This window comes from Methylosoma difficile (assembly GCF_054657615.1).
Window position 1 is genome coordinate 118,017 of record NZ_BAAHYJ010000002.1, and the last position, 24,389, is coordinate 142,405.

Here is a 24,389-nt window from a genome sequence, read left to right on the forward strand (position 1 = left end):
TCAATTTCAGCATGGATAAATTCGGGCTTTATTCACGGATTGCCGGCAAAGTCCTCCTTGATGTGAAAGGATGCACAAGGATTGAATAAAATACCGGCAAAAGCGTGAAAAATTCTAGGGTGTAGCTATTATCTAGCAGATAGTGAAGGTAATATTGGTTGGCACTTGCCGATGTCGGCATATTGCTTTGACTTAAGGGCGGGCTAAATCGCTAAACCATATAGGTAAAATTAATGAACCGAATAACGCTTACGATTATGAGCCAATTGGCTAATGCCAGATTAGCGGCGTTGTGCGCCAGGGAAATTGCCAGTCCGTCCTTCGATGAAACAGCTTTGGCGGAAATTGAAGTGGCAGTGGTTGAAACCGTCAACAATTGTATAGAACACGCTTGTGCCGGTTCGGAAGAAAATAAGATTACCATTGCTTATTTATTGGCGGATGACCGCCTTTCTATTGAGGTATCGGATAGCGGTAAGGTTTTGGAGGCAGATTATTTGCTTGGATTGGAAAAAGATTTTGATTTTGATCCGACGGATTTTGATAATTTGCCTGAAGGTGGGATGGGATTAAAAATTATAAAAAGCTGCATGGATGAAGTGCATTATCAAAATACAGAAGATCAGAACCGTTGGATATTGGTCAAATATCGGCCAGCGGAAAGCGCGTCTTAATCAGGAGAGAACAAATGAAACATCGTAAAAAAAGGGCGGCAAAATACCAATTCTTAATGTTGGGTATGTGCTTAGGCTTGCCGCTGCTGGCCTCAGCCGCTGCTAATATCCACAGTGAGCCTTTCCAAAGCGAAGTGCGTTCGGTGCGCACAACAATTCCACTGGACGGCACGTGGAAATTTAAGGTGGGTGAGGCAAAAGGCGAGCAACGCTACGATGTTTTTTTTAAGGACAAGAGTTGGTCGGATATTCAAGTCCCCGCCAATTGGTATCTGCAAGGCTATGATATAAGCGGCGTTGCTTGGTACAAAAAGCATTTCAGTTTGCCCGAAACTTTAAAAGGCAAGCGTATTAGCCTGAACTTTGACGGTGTTGATTATCAGGCTGATGTTTGGCTTAACGGTCGCTACTTGGGCTTCCATGAAGGCTATTTCCAGCATTTCCAGTTTGATGCCACCGATGCGGCGTTGTTTGTTAAAGACAATGTGCTGACGGTGAAGGTCAATAGCCCATTGGAAGCGGCGGGTGAAGATTGGTCTTTGCATAAGCGCCTGATAAAAGGCATTTTTAGTCATCACGATACGCGTCCTGGCGGCGCGTGGTCGGCGCGTGGGCAAGAACATAATACCGGCGGCATTTGGGCTTCAGTCGCGTTGCAAATCCACGACGCCGTTAGCATTAGCCAAGCGAAAGTCAGCCCGGTTTTAGATTTGCCGCATCACCAAGCCACTGCGAATGTGGCATTGCAAATCAATGTCCAGCAAGCCGCCCCGGTGGGCGCAAAAGTGCGCTTGACACTCAAGCCGTATAATTTTGCTGCAACCGACATCCTTTCCAGCCAAAGCGAACAGACACTTAAGCCGGGTAACAATTACCTAAGCCTGCCGATCACCGTTAGCGAACCTAAGTTGTGGTGGCCTTGGGAGCATGGCGATGCCAACCTTTATCTTTTGGAAATTGCCGTGCTGGTGGGCGATAAGGTTATCGACAATAAAATCGAGACCTTTGGCTTCCGCGAAGTGGTTTACGATGCCAAGCAAAAAATTTGGCTGATTAATGGGAAAAGGCTGTTTTTAAGGGGCACCAACTACATTGCTACGCAATGGTTAAGCGAGATGAATCCATCCCGCTATGCTAACGATGTCGCGATGATGAAAGCTGCCAATATCAACACCGTACGCATCCATGCCCACATTACCGGCGAAGCGTTTTACCGCCGTTGCGACGAGGAAGGGGTGTTGGTTTGGCAAGATTTCCCTTTGCAATGGGGTTATGTCGATGACGCCGAATTCCGCAATAATGCCGTACGCCAGGCCAAAGATATGGTCAACGGCTACTATAACCATCCGTCCATTATTGCTTGGAGCCTCATCAACGAGCCTGCTTGGGATGCCAAATGGATGAAATACAAATACAAAAGCTATACGGAAAATTACAACAAATTATTGACTGATAAGCTTTATTCAACTATTGAACCATTAGATAGGACGCGCCATGTCCACGCCTTTTCGGGAACCTTGGAGCATCCTTGGTTGGGTTGGTATTCGGGCGATTGGCAAGATTACAACAAACCTGCCGCTTTCGACATCATCACCGAATACGGCGCACAAGCCTTACCCAATCTGATGTCGCTACGCAAAATTTTTACCGAAGAAGAGTTATGGCCGACAAAGGAAGCGCAGTGGGAAAAATGGGAATACCACAATTTCCAACGTAAGGAGACATTCAAGCTTGCCAAAGTGCCAATGGGGGCAACACCTGCAGAATTTGTCAACAACACCCAAGCTTATCAAGTAAAAGTGATCAAATTGGCGGCAGAATCTTACCGTCGCCAGCGTTACCAGCCTGTCAACAGTATTTTCCAATTCATGTTTGTGGAAGACTGGCCATCGATGAACTGGGGTGTGGTGGATTATTGGCGAATGCCTAAAACGGGTTATTACGCGTTGCAACAAGCTTATCAACCGGTTTTACCAAGCATCGCTTGGCAGCAAGAAAATTTCAAGCAAGGGGAGGTGGTTAGTTTAGGGTTATGGGTCATTAACGATTTGCATAAGGCATTCCCGAATGCCCATTTGATCTACAGTCTGCGCAACGCAAAAGCCTTGTTGGAAACCTCCACATTGGAGATTGATATTGCCGATGATAGTGGACGGTTGGTAAAAAATTTGGCATGGCAACATTTGCCCGCCGGCCATTACGAGCTGGTCGCCAAAGTGGAGCAGGCCGATGGCAAGCCTTTAGGTATCAACACCCACACTTTTAATGTCGATCCGTAATCATTAGCTATACTAACTAATAGATGAGTTTAGGGTATGTCTGATCTAAACAATAATTCAAACGGAATAGCTAACGTATCAGTTAAGGGGAAAAATAGCATGTCATTCTATTTTGATAAATTTGAACATCGTAAACCACCCGATCCATTACCTTATTCACCCATACAAGAATCGTTATACCAATTTCTTGCCACCATCACACTGGTGGTTGGGGGTTGGTATATTGGCTGGCGTTGGATGCATTCTTTAAACTTTGATGCCTTATGGTTTTCGATCCCCTTAGCGTTGGCAGAAACTTACGCTTACATTGGCCTGATATTATTCACTGTCAATCTATGGAAAACCAAAGATTACCCACAACAGCCACCACCAGAGTTTTTATCGCAAACCCTTGATTACCCCTTGCCAGAAGACCGCCCACTCACGGTTGATGTGTTCTTTCCTACCTATAACGAAGAAGAGGAGTTGGTTAGATTAAGCATTCTTGACGCTAAAAAGCTAACGTATCCGCATCCGATTGACATCAAAATCCATATTTTGGATGACGGCAAACGGGCTTCTATGAAGCAATTAGCGGAAGAAGAAGGCGTAAATTACATCACCCGCGATAACAATGTGGGTTTTAAGGCTGGCAATATGCGTAATGCCATGGAACGCTCTGGCGGTGAATTTATTGTCATTTGCGATGCCGATACACGGGTATTTCCTACTTTGCTGGAGCATACTTTAGGCTATTTCCGCGACCCTGAAGTGGCTTGGGTGCAAACGCCACAATGGTTTTTTGATTTGCCCGAAGGCAAGCCTTTACGGGACGTGCTGAAAAAATACTTGTGGTATCCGGGGTTTGCTTTTGGTTGGATGATGGAAAAAGTCTGTGGCCCGATTAATGTCGGCGCAGACCCTTTTGTTAATGATCCAAAAATGTTTTACGACATTATCCAACGCCGCCGGAATTGGGCTAACGCGTCTTTCTGCTGTGGCGCAGGTTCTGTCCATCGCCGCGAGGCGGTTATGGAATCGGCCTTAAAAGCCTATGCCAAAAGCATCGACAAAGCGGTTGACGAGGTGATGGGGGAAATTGCCAAAGCCATGCCGAAGATTTCCAAGGTCATGGGCAAAAAAGATGCTGACATGCGCCTAAAAGACCGTATCCGCGAAGTGGCGACTACCCAAATAATTCATGAAATAGAAATGACACCGTATAAATTTCATGTTTCCGAAGATATTTATACCTCCATCGTCTTACATTCCGATACCGAAAGGTGTTGGAAATCAGTTATGCACCCTACGGTGGAATGCAAGATGCTGTCGCCACAAGATTTACAGACTTGGACGGTACAACGCTTCAAATATGCCGGCGGCTCTTTGGATATTTGTTTAAACGATAATCCGGTGTTCCAAAAAGGTCTGGATTGGAAGCAACGTATTATGTACACCGCTACTTTTTGGTCATATTTTGGCGGTATCTGGAATTTCCTGTTTCTGACTTCGCCGATCATTTTCCTGTTTACCCAAGCCTCCCCCGTCTCTTGCTACACGTTTGATTTCGTCAAACACATTTTGCCTTTTTTGGTGCTGAACGAGCTGAGTATGATGGTCGGCATGTGGGGAATTGCAGGCTATCAGGCCAAAGCGTCTTACCTGTCATTTTTTGCGGTCAATTTTCAAGCCATCTGGACGGTGTTGCGCGGTAAGCAAATCAAGTTCCCTACAACACCCAAAGAGCGTCAAGAAGGTAACTTCTTCCATTTGGTTATCCCACAATTTGCAATTATTGTATTGACGTTACTGGGTATTATTTATGCAGGCTTGGGTTATTATTTTGGCACCATCACTAACTTGGGTGGTGTCATGACCAATACTTTTTGGGGGCTCAATAATGTCTTAGCAATGAGTGGCATAGTGATGGCGGCGTTTTGGAAGCCTGATGACACGGATGCTGGTTAAACCTATCAATTTTAGCGAGAGAGACTCACGATGACTTTTACACAAGGATTAATCCGCGCCCGTGGCCATATTATTTTCATTTTAGGATTGCTTGCCGCTTTCGGTTTGGTATACAAGCTGGAAACGGCAGAACTTGAATTGAAAGCACCTAATCAAGAAGAAATCACCGTAACACCCAGTATTCCGCAAGCCTTACATGGTGATCTGACCGAGGAAGAAAAGCAATGGGCCAAAACTGCTTGGGTGTATTTTGCCAACAACTATCAAGCCAGTACCGGTTTAGTCGATTCGGTGGAAAAATACCCTGTTTCTACCATGTGGGATACCGCTTCTTACCTGATGGCGATCATTTCCGCTTACCGATTGGACATTATCAGTACCCAAGAATTTGAAGACAAATTGGGTAAAGCCTTGTCGGCATTGGATAAACTGCCGCTGTTTGATGGACAGCTGCCCAACAAGGCTTATAACACCTTAAACCTACAAATGGTCACGCTAAAAAACGTCGCTACCGAACGTGGTATTGGTTGGTCTGCCATCGACATTGGGCGCATTTTGGTTCCCATGAATATCATCACTTGGAATTACCCTAAATTTATGCCGCAAGTAAAAGCCATTCTTAATCGTTGGCAACTTTCCAAAGCCTTAAAAGAGGGAGAGTTACACGGAGCAACGGTGGATGCGGCGGCTAAAACGGTTTATGTTCAGGAAGGCCGTTTGGGGTACGAAGAGTACAGTGCAAAATCATTTAACTTGCTGGCTTTAGATGTCGGAAAATCCAATAGCTATAAGGATTATCTTGCTTATGTTGAATTGTATGGCTTAAAAATTCCTATCGACAAACGCTCACCCGAACAATTTAATGCCCATAACTATGTAGTCAGTGAATCATATATTTTGGACGGCTTGGAATATGGCTGGGATTCCATTTCTAAAGAATTTGCCTATCGCGTCTACCAAGCCCAAGAAGCGCGCTTTAAGAATACCGGACAAGTTACTGCGGTTAGCGAAGATAACATCAATGGCGCGCCATACTTTGTTTATAACACGGTGTACACCGATGGTAAGGTGTGGAATGCCATCACGGAAGAAGGGGTGGACGCATCCGAATACAAAACCATCAGCACTAAAGCGGCTTTAGGTTGGAGCGTGTTATATCAAACGCCTTACCGCAACAATCTGATTGATGCGGTTAAAAATTTATACGATCCGGCAAAAGGGTGGTATTCGGGAGTCTTTGAAACGAGCAAAAAAGCTAACGATGCGATTACCGCCAATACCAACGCTATTATTTTGGAGGCATTGTGCTTTAAAAAATACGGCAAGCTGCTGGCCCTTTACAGCGATAGCCACGACACTGCCGAGTCTAAAATTTCGCCAGCGGTAATGCCAATGGCGGTGCCAGCAGAGAAACCCAAACACGCCAGCGGCAAGCCTAAAAAGTGATGCCCACCCTAACGGAATCTATTTGCCGCGAGCAACATAGATTCCGTTAAATAAACGTGATGGAATTAAATTTCAAAAGTTTGCAGTGATTCTTCTTGGTTTTGGCAAATAGTGAACACCTTGTCCATACGGGTTAGTTTAAACATGGACGCAACAGGGGCATTGATGCCAAACAACACCAGTTTTCCTTTTGGCCCTAGCTTTTTCAGGCAAGAAACGATTGCACCTAAGCCGCTGCTATCAATAAATATGATTTTGGTCATGTCCAATACAATGGCATGTTGACCCTCATCAATCAGTTTTTCCAGTGTTTCCCTAAATGTGACGGCAAGTTTGGCATCTAAACGGCTTTCAGCGATAGCTAATATCAAAACGCCATTTAAATTGATGGTTGTCATTTGCATATAAAATCCCCTGTTTGTTAATAATGTATCCATAAATATTGGTATTTTTGACAATGGTGTTAGTTACTAGCCATCGTCATTGCCAGCATTGAAATGTCGTCATCGAAATTTTTGTTGCCCCTCCATGCTGCGATATGTTCTTCAAGCCCCGATAATACCTCGGCTATCGGTAATGCCCGTGTTTGTTCAATAAATTGAAGCAGCCGCTCTTGCCCGAACATTTCCCCTTCGTTGTTTTCGCATTCGGTAATGCCGTCCGAGTAAAAATAGAAGCGGTCTTCCGCTTGGAATTGGATGTGCAGGGTTTCGTATTGAGCCATTAAGGTGATGCCGACTGGAAATCCGCCATCGCCAAAAAACTGGGCTGGACCGTTTTTAGGCAAGTAAATGGGGTTGGGATGTCCGGCTTGGCATAAATCCAAGGTCTGCGCCTCCGTATCGATAACGCCGTAGACCATGGTGAAATACAAGGTGTTCGTGGTGTCGGTCTGGAATTGTTCATTAAGTTTATCTAAAACTAATGAAGGCGGCGAGGTAATTGCATAGTAAGGCGATACGGGCAAGCTGTATTTTAGTGGGTTGCCAGGTTTTATTTCGGGTGTCAGCAGTTGGCTTAAGGTAAGCGACATCATGGCGGCGGCAACACCGTGTCCTGAAACGTCAATGCTGTAAAAGCCGATATGGTGTTCGTCGAGGCGGAAGAAGTTGTAAATATCCCCGGAAACATGGCTGGAAGGGCAAAATAAACCGTCTATTTTGACGCCTAAAAGGCTGGAGTAGACGGTTGGTAAAAGCCGGCGTTGGATACGTTCGGCAATTTTTAAATCGGCATTGATGAGGTTTTGTGCCGTCAGCAAGTTATTGCTAAGTTCCGCCAGTTTTTCATTGCGTTCTTGTAAGAATCGCTCCAATTGTAAGACACGTTCACCGGCACGGATGCGTGCCAGCAATTCTTCCATTTGGATGGGTTTGTGGATAAAGTCGTCTGCCCCAGCATCCATACCTTCAACGAGGGATTCGGAGCCTTCTAGTGACGTGATAAGAATCATGTAAACATAGAAGGGGAGGTTCAAGTCGCGGATACGTTGGCACAATTCCGGGCCGTTGCCGCCGGGCATTACCCAATCCGTCAGCACAAACTGCAAGCTCTCATTCACAATGGCGGCGGTTGCTTTGTCGATGTTGTCAACGCTAAGGACATCATACCCCCATTTTTTTAAAGCGCCTGCTAACATCGTCCGAATCATTGCGGAATCATCGACTATTAATATACGCATATAAACGGGTCTCAATAAATGGTTAAGGTGTTCACCCCAATTCCCTAGGATTGGGGGCGTTTTTAATTTAGTTATTTTTGTTAGTTAAAAACTGCCTGAAAATGGCCATTAAGCTATTTGTTTCGTTTAGTAAAGTTTCCGCCAATTGTGGGTAGTCGGCGCTTTCGGCTGTTCGTGCAAGGGCTTCGATATTGGCGGCACATGCTCTTGTTGTTTCTGAACCCAGGTAGCTGAGCGATCCTTTTAAGCTGTGCGCAGCTTTCGCCAGTTCCGGTAAGTTATGGGCGGCGGCAGCGGTTTGAACATCGGACAACTGTCCTGGCGCTTCTTCAAGAAACGCCCCCAGCATGGCCTGTAACAACTCTTCATCGCCGGTTAAGTTTTCCAGTGCGGCGGCCTTATCCCAAACCAGAGTGTCTAATGGTGCAACTGGTTCAGCAGAGTTGTCAGCGACGATTTCTTGGTCTGGTGCGTTGTTCGGATTAAACCAACGTTCCAGTTTGGCTGCCAATTGTTCTTGGTTGAAAGGTTTTGATAAGTAATCGTCCATACCTGCCTCCAAACATTTTTCCCGCTCGCCCGTATTCGAGTTGGCGGTCAGAGCGACCACAATCTGACGCGGAAAACCACATCCTGATTCCATTAGCCGCAGTTCACGCGTGGTTTGGTAACCATCCATAACCGGCATTTGGCAATCCATTAGGATCAGGTCGTAAGTGTTTTGAATCAATAAATCAAAAGCTAACTGACCGTTGTCGGTAATTTCTGGCACCAAGTTGAATTTGGCAAGCATACCGATGATGACTTTTTGGTTGACTTTGTTGTCTTCCACCACCAGTACTTTTTTGCCTTCATATTTTGTGCTGATGGGCGGGTGCTTGCTTCTGGCGGTGATAGGTTGTTCTGAATGGTTTAAAGCATTGAGGATGGCATCAAACAATTGGCTTTGCTTAACAGGCTTCAACAGGCTTTGTGCTAAACCTAAGCGACGGCGGTCGCTCTCGCTGAGCAAGCTGCCGGAAGTTAGCATAATGCGTGGAATTTCGTTTAACAGTGGCGTTTCGGAAAGGGTACGCGCTAATGCTAAGCCATCCATTTGTGGCATATGCATGTCCATCAGCACTAAATCGTAGGGCTTGTCTTTCGCGAGGGTATAGTGCAATTCTTCCAGAGCCGCAAGGCTGCCGTCCATTTCTGTGGCGATGAAACCCCAGTGCGTTAAGTAATGGTGCAAGATAGTGCGGTTGGTAGCGTTGTCATCGACAATTAACGCACGCTTACCAATTATGTCTATGGGCGTGCTGTAGTTTTCAATGGCTTGGCCTAAAGTCAAAGGCAAGGAAAACCAAAAACAAGAGCCTTTCCCCAAGGTGCTTTGCACGCCAATCTCACCTTCCATTAATTCAACCATTTTTTTGCAAATTGAAAGGCCCAGGCCTGTTCCGCCGAAACGTCTTGAGGTACTGCTTTCTGCTTGTGAAAAAGCCTGGAACAGTTGCGCTTGCGCCGTTTCGGTAATGCCTATGCCCGTGTCACAAACCTCAAATAGCACTCGGCTGTATCCGTTAGGGCCGCGCAAGTGTTTTACGGTGATGGAAACTTCGCCTTGTTCAGTAAATTTTATGGCATTGCCGATTAGGTTGGTAAGTATTTGCCGGATACGGGCAGGGTCGCCTTGCCAAAAACAGGGTATGTCATTGGCGATAAAGCAAGTGAGTTCCAATTCTTTGGCATGGGCATGGTTTGCCAATAATGAACAGACATCTTCCACTAAACCCAGTAAGTGAAAGTCAATTTGTTCCAGTTCAACTTTACCGGCTTCCAATTTGGAAAAATCCAAAATGTCATTAAGAATGGCTAACAGAGCCTCTGCCGAATCATAAGCGGTTTCCACCAGATTCCATTGGGTGTTGGACATGTCTGTGTCGCGCAGCAAGTCCAGCATGCCCAAAACGCCATTCATCGGGGTGCGGATTTCGTGGCTCATATTGGCCAAAAACTCGCTTTTTGATAGGGCGGCTTGCATCGCCATATCACGGGCGTTTTCTAATGAGGTTTTGGCGCGGTCTTGTAATACGGCAAGCCCCAGCATTTCTCCGACTTCTTTGAGCATGCCGATACGCTTTGATGAATGGGTGGGGTAGGGCATGGTATACAAAAAGGCGATACCCAAAACTTCGCCAGCGGCAACAATGGGGACAATGTAATGCCCATGTGCTTTCATGCCCTCGAAAGTATGTTCATGGCGTGGGTCGCAGAAGCAGTCGTCGGAAATCAGCAATTCACCCGAGGCAGCTGCCCGTCCGCATAGGCAATCCCCCAAAGCGACACGCTGTTCTTTTTCGATGAATTCTTTGCTGAATTCGCCGCGTAAGACAAACATTTCCAAATAATTGTCTGTTTGTGAACGCAGAAAGATACCGCCTTTACATTGCAGGTCGAGGTTTTGCAGGCTAAAGAGAATATCTAATGCCTGTGTAAAACGGACTGCCAAAGGCTGTTCTTGTTGCAGGATGCTGGCAATGCCAAGGCGGACGGCAGAGTCGGCAATTTCCATCTGCTGTGCGATTTCTTCTTGTACTTGTTCGCTGATGTCGCGTTGGATTTGCACATAGCCCGCTAAACTGCCGTCGAAGTTGCGTACTGGGCTGATGTTGAGTTCTACCCAAAACTCCAAGGGGTTAGGGGGCGTGGCTTGTCCGGCGATGTTAACAGGCGATATGCCTTTACGCTTCAGTAACAGACGGCCTGACCAGCTGTCTCCACGAACCAGCGCATCTTGCAATTGGGCGGTAGCTGTTTTATCACAATTGGGGCTGTCGAGAATATCAGGGTTTTTGCCGATTAAGGCGGCTTCCGTCCAGCCAGTATGGAGACATAAGGCTGGATTGACGAACTGGATGCTGCCGTAAGCATCGGTAAGCAGGATCATATCGGCGCTTGCGTTGACGGCTCTCTCCAACATAATGCGCCGTTCATTCGCCAGTTTTTGTGGGGTAATGTCTTGGCGGATGGAAATGTATTGATAGATTAGGCCGTATTCGTCTTTGAGAGGGGTAATGGTGCTGTCCACCCAATAGAGTTCGCCATTTTTACGGCGGTTGCAAAACACGCCGTGCCAAATGTTGCCTTCGCTAATGGTTTGCCACATGTTGCGGATGTAGGCTTTGTCGTGGTATCCGGAATTGATGATGCGGTGGTCCTGATCGATCAGTTCTTCTTCGGTGTAACCCGACACTTCGCAAAATTTAGGGTTGGCGTGGATGATGCGGCCGTTGGCGTTGGCGATGCTGACCAAGGCATGGCTGTCCAATGCATTCCGTAATTCGGCGTTTAGTCGTGTTTGTTTCAGCGTTGAACCTTGCTCCAAGTCAATTTGTACAACCAATTTGCGCAGCACAAAAAACCATAGCAGCGGTGCGCTCAGCAAGGCCATTAATAGTGCGTCTATTCCGGCTTCTTGGTAAGGGGATAAGGTGCCTATGTTTTCTTTATAAAAATCCAAAAACAACATAACCAAAACTTCGACGAAGCATATGGTTGAGCTAATCATCAACAACGACAGCAAAAATCGCCGGTTGAGTTGCTGGGTTGCGCTATGCCGTTTGTTCATGGGTCAATTGGTAATGGGGGAAGTGTAATAGGGTTGAAAAATAGCCATTGTTGTTTATCGATTTAGAGACGATTTGTTGTAAAAGCTTAATTTTTCAACAATTTTATCCAAATTAATGGGTTTGCTTAAAAAATCATTCATGCCTGCCTGGCGGCAATCGAGTTGGTCTTCGTAAAAAGCATTGGCGGTCAGGGCAATGATATAAGGCTGTTCAATATCCATGGCGCGGATATGTTTGGTGGCTGTCAGCCCGTCCATATTGGGCATTTGCATGTCCATCAAAATGATGTCGTAGCGGTGTTGCCGCGCTTTTTCCAGGGCTTGAAGGCCGTCATTGGCGGTGTCGGGGATGATGCCCAGTTTTTCGATGATTTTGCTGGCAATGGTGCGGTTGATGAGGTTGTCTTCAACCAATAGCAACCGCAAATGCGCCAAGGAACTCCTTGCCAGGCTGGGAGCCGGTGAAGAGGCGGCCTGCCGGGATTGTGGCGCGATAAAGCTGAAAGTAAAGCTTGATCCTTGGCCTTCCTCGCTTTCAACCCAAATTTTTCCGCCCATCATTTGCGTCAGGCGGGCGCAAATGGCCAAACCCAAGCCAGTGCCGCCATATTGGCGTGTGGTGGAGGCATCGGCTTGGCTAAAGGCGGTAAACAATTTTTCTTGTACGTGCTTGGCAATGCCTATACCGGTATCTTGGATGGTTGCTTGGATTAAATCAGGCGTATTGGTGGTTTGTAGGCTAATGCGGATATGCCCGCTATTGGTGAATTTTATGGCGTTGGAAAGCAGGTTAAAGAAAATTTGCCGTAAGCGCGTGGGGTCGCCCAGCAAGGTTTCAGGCAGTTTAAAATCAATTTCGGTCAGCAGCTGTATGCCTTTGTTGCGGGTTTGCTGGCGAAAAACTTCCAACAGTTCCCCCAGCATCTCTTTCGGGTTGAAGGGGATGCGTTCCAGCTCCAGTTTACCGGCTTCAATTTTGGAGAAGTCGAGAATGTCGTTGATGATGGTCAGCAAGGTTTGGCTGCAACTTTTGATGACCCGTGTGTAATAAAGCTGTTCTTCGTTTAATTCGGTGTCTAAAAGTATGTCGGTCATGCCCAATACGCCGCTCATGGGGGTGCGGATTTCATGGCTCATGGTGGCAAGAAAATCGCTTTTTGCCGCTGTCGCTTTTTGTGCTTGTTGCAAGGCCACCGCCAGCTGTTGCGTGCGTTGGGAAACCATCATTTCCAAGTTATCTGCCAAAGCCCGCAGTTGAATATTGCTGTTGTATAACTCCATGCTTTTTTGTTCAAGCAATTGCTCTGCTTCTTTGCGCGCCTTGCGCTCGCGCTCGAAACGGCGTTGCCATCTCGCTTCCAGCGTTGCCAAGTCATCAGCCATTTGCAGATTCATAAGCACTATTGCTTGGTGATGATAAAGCGGGTGGTGTTGGCATCGATTTCTTCACGTCCTATGCTGAGATCTTCCGCAAAAAACTCTGCACATCCTAAGATGAGGCCTTCCGCCAAATCAGCAAAATGCCGCAAAGAATGGTAGGTCATAAAAAGCACATTGCCGTCACGTTGGCATTCAAATTTAGGCAAGTCAGCATCGGGGTAGAGTTTGATGACTTGCGCATGGATAACGTCTTCAATGCCCGATAAAAAGGTAAAGGCATCAGGGACATGTTCAAAAAATTGGCGGTAGTTTTGCGAAAACACCGAAAACAAATGCTTGCCGAATACCTTTATCAGTTCCGGTACGGCGATACCGGTACGCTCTGACAAAGCGATCACCATTGACACCAATTCTGCGTGGTCATAGGTGCCGACTGCGGTGTAAGCGCCGCCTGAAGGCGGGTTGGCGGCATCAATAATGTCATCGACCATTTCGGCAGAAAAGGTGTTTTCAACCATTTCCAAAAATTCTGTGAAGACCATTCCTTTCATAATTTCAACCTTACGTTTCTATGATGTTCCGAATTCCAGCCATTCTGTGGGCGCTATTTGAGTTGCTTTTCGTAAGTACCCAGCAGTTGCGCGGTGGCTAAAACATGTCCTTTCATTATAGTGACAAGTTCTGTTTTGGTAGGTTTTCCTATGGATTTAGGTAGTTCAATATCCAAAGCATAAAGTGTGTGGAAATAGCGATGGCGACCAGAAGGCGGGCAAGGGCCGCCATAACCCGTGGCATTCATGCCGTTCAGCCCCTCGCCGGTTCCGCTGGGCAAAGCTTTGATGGCTTCCGGTAGCTCTGTGGTATTGGCTGGCAAGTTATACAGCACCCAATGGACAAAATTAAAGGCGGGTTCGCCTGCTTGGGCGATGCCGGGATCGTCCATAATTAAGGCGAAGCTTTTTGTGCCAGCGGGTACGTGGCTCCAAGTGAGTGGTGGTGAAATATTGGCGCCTTCGCAGGTGTATTGTCTGGGAATTTCTGCGTTCATAGTAAATGCGCCGGACTGGAGGGTCATTGCCGAATCACGGTTTGGCATAGGTGCGCAGGCAGTAAGAGCGGCAATGGTTAAAAATGTGGCGATTGTTTTCATGTGGATAGCTTCCCCGAATGTGACTGCCTATTAGTTGATAGGTCTATTTTTAGTTTTAGTAATCTTGCTGAGCTGTAAGGATGTTGATTAAGTATATAGCAAAGAAAAGCCAGGGCTTATAAGCAAGTGATGAAAATGTTTTCCCGATCACCTAATGGCTTACGAAATCTTTTTACCGTTTGGTATAACAACGCTAGTATTAGCTAAATCTTTAATAATTTAGGACTTAACATGAACTCGTTATTTATCAAGCTAAGCATATTTTTATTTTTGCCAGGACTCTTAGTGATTTGGCAAGCTGCTAGTTTTGCTGCTGAAACGGCAGCGCAACCGCCAAGCGGCAAACCTGTTTATTATCCTTTGCCCAGCCAAACCCCGTTACGGGTTGGCGAAGAAAATTACCAAAAGAACGTGGCAACCCTGAAAGGATTGAAGGGCGTTTACATTAATATTGATGACGTGCTGGCAGGTGCGAAAAGCCACAATTTGCAATTACAGGAAAATCTTAAGGCCGAAGTAGCCCGTCGCCTAAATGCGGCGGGGATAAGGCTGCTAAGTAAGGAAGAAATGGAAAAAACGCCAGGCCAGCCGGAAATGGGGATGTTCCCCAGTTATCCAAAACACTTGGGGCCGTTCAAAAAAGACGAGCCTGTGCCTGCGTTTCGGGCGGATTGTTGCCTTGCCAAAATTTGGACGTCATTCTCGCAAGGTGCCAGCGTCTTACGTGCACCGTTGACACGCTTTAAATCAGCCACTTGGGGTGAAGGCCATGACACGACCGATTGCACTGATATTGCCAATTGGCTAAGTTCGGTTGTGCTGAAAACCGTAGACGATTTTATTGCCGACAAACAAAAAGGCGATCAGTTTGCCACCGGCACCGCCCAGGCTGCTCCCCAAACGCCGGCGCAAGCCCCAGCGGCGGTTACGCCCGCTGAAACCGGCAATATGGAATGCAACACGTCATTGATGATGTATATCGAAATGTTCAAAACCAATTCATCGGACATCATGCCGTCAAAGTATTTTGTCTTGGATAAGCTGGCGGAGGCCATGAAAAACTGTCCAAACTACAACTACCTGATCGAAACCCACGCCGACCAGCGGGCAGACTTCAGTTTTAACGAAAAGCTCACCAAAGACCGCGCCCGCGCCATCCAGCAATATTTAAGCTTTAAAGGGGTTGAAGATTCACGGTTTGAAATCAAATGGTATGGTGAAACCCATCCGGTCACTATGGGGACTACCGATGAAGATTACGCCTCGAACCGGCGAGTGGTGGTGACACCGTATCGGGCGAAAAAGCCTTAAGTATTTAATTATGTAAAGCATGCGTTGTTATCAGCGCCATTTTGGCTTGGCGAAATGGCGCTGATCGAACAGATTTGCCGCTTATCCATTTTCCTGACAAAACAATCCCACCAACGCCTCAACCCTAAACAAATCCGGCTTATCTTCATAAACCCCGCTCATCGGCACATCGGCTTCCATGCCGCGCACAAACAGATACTTGATGCCGCCAAAATGTTGTTCAAAGTCATAATCGGCGACACGTTTTTGCAGGTAAAGATGCAGCACGACTCTGTACAGCCAATATTGCAGGCCGTAGTTATGTTCGCGCATGGCGGCGGTTAGGGTGTTGGTTTTTATCGTTCCCACGCTCCGCGTGGGAACGATAAAAGCTAGAGCTTAGGGGACTGGAGCTTGGGAACTAGCAGAACGTTTGAAAGCTGCGACTGGCGACCAAGATGGTCGCGATCCAAGGGCATAGTCACTATAATGGCTGGCCTAAACCCACAACGGAAAGCCCGCCATGTCAGAACTTGCCCTGAAATTAATTGCAGAAAACAAAAAGACCAGAGCCAAGTTTTTGGATTTGGGTAATTGTGGTTTGACCTCTGTGCCGGAAGAGTTGGGCGAATTGGTTTGGTTGGAGGAGTTGTCGTTTTCTGGCGAATGGAAGGATGAAGGCAATAAACATAAATCTCAAAATAAAGGTAAAGCTAATTCCTTCCGCGGCTTGAGTTCTTTAAGGCGACTAAGCAATCTCAAAAAACTTTGGTTAAATTATCCCCGAGTTTCTAACTTATCTCCTTTACAAGGTTTGACTGCCTTGCAATCTCTCACTCTAAAATCTAGCCAACTCATTGATCTGTCCCCGCTGCAAGGCTTGGAGGATTTGCAATCGCTTGATGTCTCGCATACGCAAGTCATTGATTTGTCGCCGCTGCAAGGCTTGGCGGCTTTGCAATCGCTTGATGTCTCGGAAACGAAAGTCAGCGACCTGTCCCCGCTGCAAGGCTTGGCGGCTTTGCAAACGCTTGATGTCTCGTTTACGCCAGTCAGCGACTTGTCCCCGCTGCAAGGCTTGGTGGCTTTGCAAACGCTTTATGTCTCGCATACGCAAGTCAGCGACTTGTCCCCGCTGCAAGGCTTGGCGGCTTTGCAAACGCTTGTAGTCTTGGATACGCAAGTCAGCGACTTGTCCCCGCTGCAAGGCTTGGCGGCTTTGCAAACGCTTGATGTCACGAATACGAAAGTCAGCGACTTGTCCCCGCTGCAAGGCTTGACGGCTTTGCAAACGCTTAATGTCTCGCATGCGCAAGTCAGCGACTTGTCCCCGCTGCAAGGCTTGGCGGCTTTGCAAACGCTTGTAGTCTGGGATACGCAAGTCAGCGACTTGTCCCCGCTGCAAGGCTTGGCGGCTTTGCAAATGCTTGAAGTCTCGCATACGCCAGTCAGCGACTTGTCCCCGCTGCAAGGCTTGGCGGCTTTGCAAACGCTTGAAGTCTCGTTTACGCCAGTCAGCGACTTGTCCCCGCTGCAAGGCTTGGCGGCTTTGCAAACGCTTGATGTCTCGTTTACGCCAGTCAGCGACTTGTCCCCGCTGCAAGGCTTGGTGGCTTTGCAAACGCTTTATGTCTCGCATACGCAAGTCAGCGACTTGTCCCCGCTGCTACCACTTATCAAACAAGGTATACCCGTAAAATGGGATAGTTGGGAAGGCGGTATTTGTGTTGAAGATTGCCCCCTCACCAACCCACCTGTAGAAATCGTCCGACAAGGCAACGCAGCCATCCTACGTTATTTCGCCGAAAAAGAACGCAGCGGCACCATCAAAGTCCGCGAAGCCAAGTTGCTTTTAGTCGGTCAAGGCAAGGCGGGCAAGACTACTTTAAAACGCAAACTGCACGACCCTCACGCCGAACTGCCAGCACCGGGCGACAGCACACGCGGCATTGTCATCAGCCACTTGGACGAGACCATGCCACAAACTGGCGAACCTTTGCGTATCAATGTCTGGGATTTTGGCGGGCAGGACATTCAGCATTACGCGCACCAGTTTTTCCTCACGGGCAATTCTCTCTATGCCTTAGTGACTAATGAGCGCATTCAAGACGCGGTGCATTTGCCGTATTGGCTGAACATTATCGAAATGCTGGGCAAAAAAAGCCCGGTGATATTGGTGCAAAACAAAGACGGCGGGCATTGCCAGCCATTGTTGAACGAAGCGGCGATTCGGGCGCGTTTTGGCAATGTCCATAATCGGGTGTTCCAAACTGACTTGGCACAAGCCGCTTCTGAGCAAGTATTTGCCGACTTACACAAAGAAATAGTTCACCAAGCTGCGCTGCTGCCGCATGTTGAACGCGAATATTTGGCTTCTTTTGCAGAATTGCGTAAGCAACTGGAAGCCTTGGCAGATAAGGAAGAAAATTTTTTGCGCTGGGGCGATTATCTGCAATTGATGCCGGAACTGTCCGAAGAACTGCTGCGCGATTATGCAAATGCTTTCACTTTTTTGGGCGTGTGCCAGTATTTCCCCCATGATGCCAGTTTACGTGATTATGTGTTCCTTCGTCCGAAGTGGATTATCGACGCACTGTTTTCCTTACTCTTGCATCCTACGATGGAAGCCAAACGCGGCCATTTCACCGAAAACGACACCTTTGAAATATGGCAGGGCAAGAAATTTCAAGGTATGCGCAGTTTGTTAGTCCGCATGATGGAAGAGTTTGAGCTGTGTTACCGCGTTACTGGCGAGAGCCACACTTTCATCCTGCCGCAACAACTGCCCAGCGAGAACAAAAGCTATGGCTGGGATAATCAGGGCAACACGCCCGTGCGTTATGAATATAAATTCATGCCCAAGGGCATTTTGACGCGGCTTATTTGCCGCTTGCATCCGCGCATTGCAAACGAACCGACGCTGGGGCAGCGGGTGTGGCGGGATGCGGTGATTTTCACTTTGCCCAACAACAAAGGCCGCGTGTTTGTGCGCGAAGTTTATGCAGAAAACATTATTGAATTGCGGGCGGCGGGCGAGAAGCGGGAAGAAATGCTGAACGAAGTCATCCGCACGATGGACGACATTAACAAGGACAGTAAGTATGATAATTTGCAGGTGGAAAAGTTAGTGCCTTGCCCTTGCGTCGAGTGCGCCAAGGCTGAAGAGCCTGGTTTTCATGAGTTTGATGCTTTGCAAAAACGGATTGATAAAGGCAAGGTGACTTCTGAATGCAAAAAGAGCGGTGAAGATGTGCCGATTGATGAAATTTTTGGCGTGTCTGGTGTGAAACGACCAGAATTGAGACAGCGTAGTAAATTTTACGGGGAGTGGGAAACGATGACAGTGCCTTTGAAGATTTTTATTTCGTATTCCAAACACGACGTGCAGCACAAAGACATGCTGCTCAAACATTTATCTGGCTTGCGCGGCAAGATTATCACTTGGAACGATCAGGATTTATTGCCTGGGGAAGAGTGGGATACGCGGATTAAAGCAGAATTGGGCAAGGCGGATGTGGTTTTGTATTTGGTTTCCGCGCATAGCATGGCGACTGATTATATTCAAAATGTCGAGTTGCCTTTGGTTGAAGCCCGTTGTCAGGCTGAGGAATGTAAGCTGGCTCCTGTGATTGTCGATTTTTGCGATTGGACTGAATTGAATTTTGCCAAATACAACGCTTTGCCGAATAAGGGTGTGCCTGTATTGGATAAGCAGTGGCAGAATGAAAATGAGGCTTGGCTGAATGTGGTGGCAGGCGTGAAGCGTTTGATTGCCAGTTAGGTAGGTTGGGGTGAACTTGTGAACCCCAACAACTGAAACATCAGCCTTTGCGTTGGGGTTCGTTCCTCACCCCAACCTACAAAACTTTAAGAGCATTATTAACCAAACAATCCCGCCAGCGCTTCAACCCTAAACAAATCCGGCCTGTCTTCATAAACCCCGCTCATCGGTTCATCGGCTTGCATACCGCGCACAAACAAATATCGGATTCCGCCAAAATGTTGGTCAAAATCATAATCGGTCACGCGGCTTTGTAAGTAGCGGTGCAAAACCACGGTGTACAGCCAATATTGCAGGCCGTAGTTATGTTCGCGCATGGCGGCGGTTAGGGTGTCGGGTTGGTAGTCGGGTAGGGTGTTGGTTTTGTAGTCCATCACATAAAAACGGCCTTGGTGTTCACAGACCAAATCGATAAAGCCAGTCAAGTAACCACTCATGGTTTTGGCGGTTAATGATTGATAGCTGGGCTGGTCTTGCAGAATAGCGTTGATGTGGCTGGCATCGAGGGTTTGCATGGACAGGTAAAAGGGCATTTCTTTTAGGCATTGCGTTGCGCTGAGGTTCTTCAGGCAAAAATTAAGGTCGTCTGATGAGAGTGGCGTTTGCACAATGGTTTGCAGCAAAACATCCAACACGGCGGGTTGTTCCAGCTTTAGGCCGTAGCGTTGGCAGGCTTTGTCGCGCGCTTCGCTGATGTCTAGGCCACTTGCCAAATCGCTAAAAGCAATGGTTTCCAGTAGTTCATGGACGACGTTGCCGGTGTGCGCGCCTTTGGGCAAGTCGTCGATGGAAGGTTCGGGGCGTTCGGCTTCGCGGGCTTTGTCGGTGGGCAGTTCGGGGGTGTCTTGTAAGCTTAATGCCGACAAGGCCGTGTAGCTGCTCATTTGCCAAGTGGTGTAGAGTGAACGGCGGCGGTTTTGCGCGCGCAGTTCGGCGCTGTTGGTGGGTTTTTGATAAAGGCCGTCGAGTTCGGCGGGCGAGGTTAGCAGTTGATAGGCAAAAGTATCGGTTTGTTGCGCCAAGCTTTGCAGGTGGTTTTGTTGGGCGGCGAAGTCAGCATCGGCAAAATCCAGCAACCAGGCTAGGGCTGAATCATTAGGTTTGTCATTGCTGCGGACATCGGCCCAAGCCAGATAGCAACAGGCTTTGGCGCGGGTGATGGCAACGTAGAGCAAGCGCAAATCTTCCGCCAGCTCTTCTTTAAGGGCTTGTTGGCGATGGCTTTCGAAATCATCCGAACCTAAATCGGCAACCATCCTGCCGTTCACATGGCAAATCAGCAAATCCTTTTCACTGGCGATACGGTTGTTACGATGCCAAAGCACAGGGCAAAACACGATAGGATATTCCAAACCTTTAGCGCGGTGCATGGTGACGATCTGCACGGCGTTGGCGTCGCTTTCCAAGCGCAATTGCTGGCTTTCGGCACTGCTGTTGGTGTGGATGGCGGTTTGCAGCCAATTTAAAGTTTTGTTGATGCCCAAATGCTCATCAACCACGGCTTGTTGTACCAGCTCCAACACATGATGGAGATTGGTCAGCCGCCGTTCGGCGAGCGGCAGTTTTGCCAGCGTGGCTTTGACGTGTTCGTGTTTGAGCAGGGTTTGCATCATTGCCATCAGGCCATGTTGTTGCCAGGCCTGAAAATAATCCAAAAAGCGCGTCAGCCAACTGTCCAGCGCGGTTTCGTCTTCGCTTAACTGGTGTAGCGTGTGTCCGTCCAAACCAAACCAGTCCAAAGCCAATGCCTGTTTTAACAAACCGGTATCGCCAGGATGGGCGATGGCTTGCAGCAGGGTGTACAGGTCGAACGCTTCGGTGGCGGCAAATACCGATTCGGTGCTGTTCAGCACCGCTGGTACGCCGACTTGGCGCAGCAGTTCTTGGTAATCACGCGCTTGGCTATTGCTGCGGACGAGGATGGCAATGTCGTGCGGCTGCACTTTTTTGCCATCCGGTTGCAGGCGGAAGTTGTTGTTGAGCAGGTTGACGGTTTCGTTGGCGACGGCAAGGGCTATTTCATTGGCGGCTTTTCCGGCAGACCAATAGCCGTTTTTGCTGTCACTGGGCGGTAATTGCCAAAGCTGCAGGGGCGCGACGGCTTGACCGTTAAAATACAGCTCGCCATCTTCGGCATGGCGGGCGGCAGCGACGGGGTGAAAGCTTAAATCATCAAGAAAAAAAGCCTGTTCGCGTGCAAACAGGGTATTGACGGCAGCCACCAATTGCGGATGCGAACGCCAGTTTTTGCCTAAGGTAAACGTGTGTTCGGCCTGTTGCTGGGCAGCCAGATACGCATAAATGTCCGCGCCGCGAAATTTGTACACGGCTTGTTTCGGATCGCCAATCAAATACAAATAATGGCTGTCGGTAGCAAAAATGCGCGAGAAGATCAGCCATTGCTGCTCGTCGGTATCCTGAAACTCGTCAATCAGCGCGGCGGCAAAACGTTGCCGCAACATCGCCGCCAGCCACTCGCCTTTATCGGATTGCAAGGCTTCGGCAAGCCGTGCAATCAATCCGTCGAACGACAACACATTCAGCTGTTGCAATCGCTTGTCCAAATCTTGGCGTAAGGTTTCCAGCAGATTGCGGCGCAAGGTGATGGGGATTTGCTTGAGCGCCTGTACTAAGGCATCGAAAGGCACGGTGTTGATGTTGAGTTGCGCCAAATAATCGGTCTTGCGTTGCTCGCCGCTGATGGCTTTGGTAGTGCGGAATTTGTTGCCGTTCAATCCTTCTTGCAAGCCTTGTGCGGTTAAACAGCTTAAGGCATCGCTGCTGGGCAGCTCGCAGGTTTCGCCCGCCAACCAAGCGTGCAGTTGTTGGCTGTTAACGGCAAAGCCCGCGCCGTAAGCAGGTTTAAAGGTTTGATCGGCTAAAGCCGCTTGTACGGCGCTGGTGCAAGTTGACAGTGCCGCTTGGGCTTGGTCGGCGGCGTGTTGCAGTTGTTGTAATACGGTGTCCAAGGCTTGGTTGGGCGGCACGATCTCGATTTGTGCGGCAATTGCACCCACGTTCGCCAGCAAAGCATCGGGCGTGGGCGTGTGGGCGGTCAGCACGGCGACTTGCCAGGCATTGCGCGGATAAATCTGTTGCCGCCAAAAGTCGTCCGTGCAGGCTTGCTTGATGCGGTTGAGGTCGTCGGTGAGTTCGGCATCGAACAATTGCCCGCTTTCCAGCGCATGTTCACGCAGCACTTTTTGGCAAAAACCGTGGATGGTGAAAATACCGGCTTGGTCGATGTCCAGCAAGGCCAAGTCCAAGCGCTGTTGGATGGTTTCCGGTTCCAACTCTAGCCGCTCCAGCCACGCCAAGACGTTGTCGTCGATGTTTTCCGTTGCGCCGTGCAAGGCTTTTTTGGCTTCGGCAAGGCGGGCGCGGATACGGGTTTTGAGTTCTTCCGTGGCGGCTTTGGTAAACGTGACCACTAAAATTTGGTCGATAGGCAGTCCTTGCTCGACCACAAAGCGCAGCACCAACATGGCGATGGCGTAGGTCTTGCCGGTGCCGGCGCTGGCTTCGAGCAAGTTGATGCCTTTAAGCAGCGCGCTGTCGGTGGGGCTAAAGTGTTGGGTTTGCATGATTGGTGCTGGGCTTTGCGCCTAACGGGCGTTAATAGCGCGCCACGGAAGGGTCACATTGGCAAGACCAGGCGTCAATCCCGCCGACTAGGTTCGCCAAGTTTTGAAAGCCGTGATGGTCAAGAAAATTCGCTGCTTGCTGGCTGCGCATACCGTGGTGGCAGATCAGCACGATTGGCTGTTCGTTGTCCAATTCCGCCATGCGCTGCGGGATTTGGTTAAGCGGTATCAACACGCTGCCTTCGATGCGGGCGTAATTGTATTCGAAAGCTTCCCGTACATCTAACAGCAGCAGTGGCTCTTGCTGCGCCAGTTTTGCTTGCAGTTCCGGTGCGGTGAGTTGTTTGATCGGCATGGTTTATCCCTTTTTTAGAAAGTGTTGTAAGCGCTCCATGGCAATCGCCATGCGTTCGATGGGTTGGGTATAGGCAAATCTCACATAGTGTTGGGCTTGGTGGCTACCAAAATCTTTACCGGGGGTGATGGCAACTGCTTCGGCTTCCAATAAATCGAGCGCAAATTGATAGCTGTCGTCGGTAAAACGCGCGCAGTTGGCATACAAGTAAAACGCGCCTTCGGGTTTGTTGGCAATGCTGAAGCCTAAATTGAGTAAATTCTGGTAGAGATAATCCCGCCTTTTGGCAAACTCGGCACGGCGGTTTTCCAGTTCGGCTAAGGTGTCGGCATCAAAAGCGGCGAGGGCGGCGTATTGTGAGGGTGTGGCGGTGGCGATAAAGATGTTTTGCGCCAGCTTTTCAGTGGCTTCAATATAGGCATCAGGCACAACCAACCAGCCAATGCGCCAACCGGTCATGCCAAAGTATTTGGAAAAACTGTTGATGACAAATGCCTTGCGGCTGTATTGCAGGGCGCTGTGGGCAGGTTGATCGTAAACCAAGCCGTGGTAGATTTCATCGGAATAAAAACAGCCGCCCAAGTCAGCAATGCTTTGCAAGCATTGCTGAAGCTGTCCGCCATCGATGACGGTGCCGGTTGGGTTGGAGGGCGAGGCAATCAACACGCCTTTGGTTGAGGTTGTCCAGTGTTGGCGAATGAGTTCTGCCGTCAGTTGGTAATTGCTGCTGGCATCAACGGCAATGCCTTGCGCGTAGCCGTCAAACAATTTGGCAAAGTTGCTGTTGCACGGGTAGCAAGGATCCGCCATCATGACACCTTCGCCAGGGTTCAGGCTGACACCTAAGGCCAATAGCAACGCGCCCGATGCGCCCGGTGTCACGAAGATGTTTTGGCGGTTGACTGCCACACCATAACGTTTTTGGTAAAAATCGGCAATTTTTTCGCGTAAGGCCGGTAAACCCGCTGCCGGGGTGTACTTGACCGCGCCTGAGGCAAGGTTTTCGATGCCTGCTTTTATAATAGTAGGCGGTGTTGGAAAATCCGGTTCGCCAATTTCCATATGGATGACATCACGGCCTTGGGCGGCTAATTGACCGGCGCGTTCCAGTATCGCCATGACATGGAATGGGGAAATGTTTTCGATTCTATTTGCCGTTTTTTCGTCCATTTTTCACAACAATTCAAAAAAAGCAGAATCATATCAATA

General features: G+C 48.5%; 16 protein-coding genes. 6 read left to right on the forward strand and 10 right to left on the reverse strand.

Going from position 1 to position 24,389, the window contains the following annotated elements; translation table 11 throughout:
* The first annotated feature begins 233 nt into the window (after positions 1 to 233).
* The 4 genes from ACYQ1O_RS06005 to ACYQ1O_RS06020 all read left to right on the forward strand — a co-directional run bounded on the left by ACYQ1O_RS06005 (position 234) and on the right by ACYQ1O_RS06020 (position 6,346).
* A complete protein-coding gene (locus ACYQ1O_RS06005) occupies positions 234 to 674 on the forward strand; it encodes an ATP-binding protein (RefSeq protein ID WP_459990747.1) in 441 nt (146 codons plus the stop codon).
* A gap of 14 nt (positions 675 to 688) precedes the next feature.
* On the forward strand, positions 689 to 2,953 hold the full coding sequence (locus tag ACYQ1O_RS06010; protein WP_459990748.1) for a glycoside hydrolase family 2 protein: 2,265 nt from the start codon (positions 689 to 691) through the stop codon (positions 2,951 to 2,953).
* A gap of 99 nt (positions 2,954 to 3,052) precedes the next feature.
* Positions 3,053 to 4,900, forward strand: a complete 1,848-nt coding sequence (locus ACYQ1O_RS06015) for a glycosyltransferase family 2 protein (protein ID WP_459990749.1) — start codon at positions 3,053 to 3,055, stop codon at positions 4,898 to 4,900.
* Positions 4,901 to 4,930: 30 nt separating this feature from the next.
* Positions 4,931 to 6,346 (forward strand): DUF3131 domain-containing protein, encoded by a 1,416-nt coding sequence (locus ACYQ1O_RS06020; RefSeq protein WP_459990750.1) that lies wholly within the window; start codon positions 4,931 to 4,933, stop codon positions 6,344 to 6,346.
* A gap of 65 nt (positions 6,347 to 6,411) precedes the next feature.
* Here the strand turns inward: ACYQ1O_RS06020 and ACYQ1O_RS06025 are convergent, their stop codons facing one another.
* The 6 genes from ACYQ1O_RS06025 to ACYQ1O_RS06050 form a co-directional block, all read right to left on the reverse strand.
* Complete coding sequence (locus ACYQ1O_RS06025; protein WP_459990751.1) at positions 6,412 to 6,750, reverse strand: STAS domain-containing protein; 339 nt, start codon at positions 6,748 to 6,750, stop codon at positions 6,412 to 6,414.
* Between the two features lie 59 nt (positions 6,751 to 6,809).
* Positions 6,810 to 8,027, reverse strand: coding sequence for a PP2C family protein-serine/threonine phosphatase (locus tag ACYQ1O_RS06030; protein ID WP_459990752.1), 1,218 nt, complete (start codon positions 8,025 to 8,027; stop codon positions 6,810 to 6,812).
* A 67-nt stretch (positions 8,028 to 8,094) separates the two neighbouring features.
* Positions 8,095 to 11,640, reverse strand: coding sequence for a response regulator (locus ACYQ1O_RS06035; RefSeq protein WP_459990753.1), 3,546 nt, complete (start codon positions 11,638 to 11,640; stop codon positions 8,095 to 8,097).
* Between the two features lie 54 nt (positions 11,641 to 11,694).
* Complete coding sequence (locus tag ACYQ1O_RS06040) at positions 11,695 to 13,035, reverse strand: ATP-binding protein (RefSeq protein ID WP_459990754.1); 1,341 nt, start codon at positions 13,033 to 13,035, stop codon at positions 11,695 to 11,697.
* 5 nt (positions 13,036 to 13,040) lie between these two features.
* Complete coding sequence (locus ACYQ1O_RS06045; RefSeq protein ID WP_459990755.1) at positions 13,041 to 13,571, reverse strand: heme NO-binding domain-containing protein; 531 nt, start codon at positions 13,569 to 13,571, stop codon at positions 13,041 to 13,043.
* A 53-nt stretch (positions 13,572 to 13,624) separates the two neighbouring features.
* Positions 13,625 to 14,170, reverse strand: coding sequence for a YbhB/YbcL family Raf kinase inhibitor-like protein (locus ACYQ1O_RS06050; RefSeq protein WP_459990756.1), 546 nt, complete (start codon positions 14,168 to 14,170; stop codon positions 13,625 to 13,627).
* 231 nt (positions 14,171 to 14,401) lie between these two features.
* Between ACYQ1O_RS06050 and ACYQ1O_RS06055 the strand changes: the two genes are divergently transcribed.
* Positions 14,402 to 15,481, forward strand: a complete 1,080-nt coding sequence (locus ACYQ1O_RS06055; RefSeq protein ID WP_459990757.1) for an OmpA family protein — start codon at positions 14,402 to 14,404, stop codon at positions 15,479 to 15,481.
* Between the two features lie 81 nt (positions 15,482 to 15,562).
* On the opposite strand, the gene ACYQ1O_RS06060 is transcribed toward ACYQ1O_RS06055, so the two are convergent.
* Positions 15,563 to 15,829 carry a PDDEXK family nuclease gene (locus ACYQ1O_RS06060; protein ID WP_459990758.1) on the reverse strand — a complete coding sequence of 89 codons (267 nt, stop codon included), beginning with the start codon at positions 15,827 to 15,829 and terminating at the stop codon, positions 15,563 to 15,565.
* Positions 15,830 to 15,983: 154 nt separating this feature from the next.
* Here ACYQ1O_RS06060 and ACYQ1O_RS06065 point away from each other — a divergent pair, with 154 nt between their 5' ends.
* Entirely contained in the window at positions 15,984 to 19,241 is a 3,258-nt protein-coding gene (locus ACYQ1O_RS06065) for a leucine-rich repeat domain-containing protein (RefSeq protein ID WP_459990759.1), read from the forward strand.
* Between the two features lie 98 nt (positions 19,242 to 19,339).
* On the opposite strand, the gene recB is transcribed toward ACYQ1O_RS06065, so the two are convergent.
* From recB to ACYQ1O_RS06080, 3 genes are read right to left on the reverse strand one after another with little or no spacing between them, the layout of a single operon-like run.
* On the reverse strand, positions 19,340 to 22,825 hold the full coding sequence (gene recB / locus ACYQ1O_RS06070) for an exodeoxyribonuclease V subunit beta (RefSeq protein WP_459990760.1): 3,486 nt from the start codon (positions 22,823 to 22,825) through the stop codon (positions 19,340 to 19,342).
* A gap of 31 nt (positions 22,826 to 22,856) precedes the next feature.
* A complete protein-coding gene (locus ACYQ1O_RS06075; RefSeq protein ID WP_459990761.1) occupies positions 22,857 to 23,180 on the reverse strand; it encodes a rhodanese-like domain-containing protein in 324 nt (107 codons plus the stop codon).
* A 3-nt stretch (positions 23,181 to 23,183) separates the two neighbouring features.
* Positions 23,184 to 24,350 (reverse strand): pyridoxal phosphate-dependent aminotransferase, encoded by a 1,167-nt coding sequence (locus ACYQ1O_RS06080; RefSeq protein ID WP_459990762.1) that lies wholly within the window; start codon positions 24,348 to 24,350, stop codon positions 23,184 to 23,186.
* Between the last annotated feature and the right edge of the window lie 39 nt (positions 24,351 to 24,389).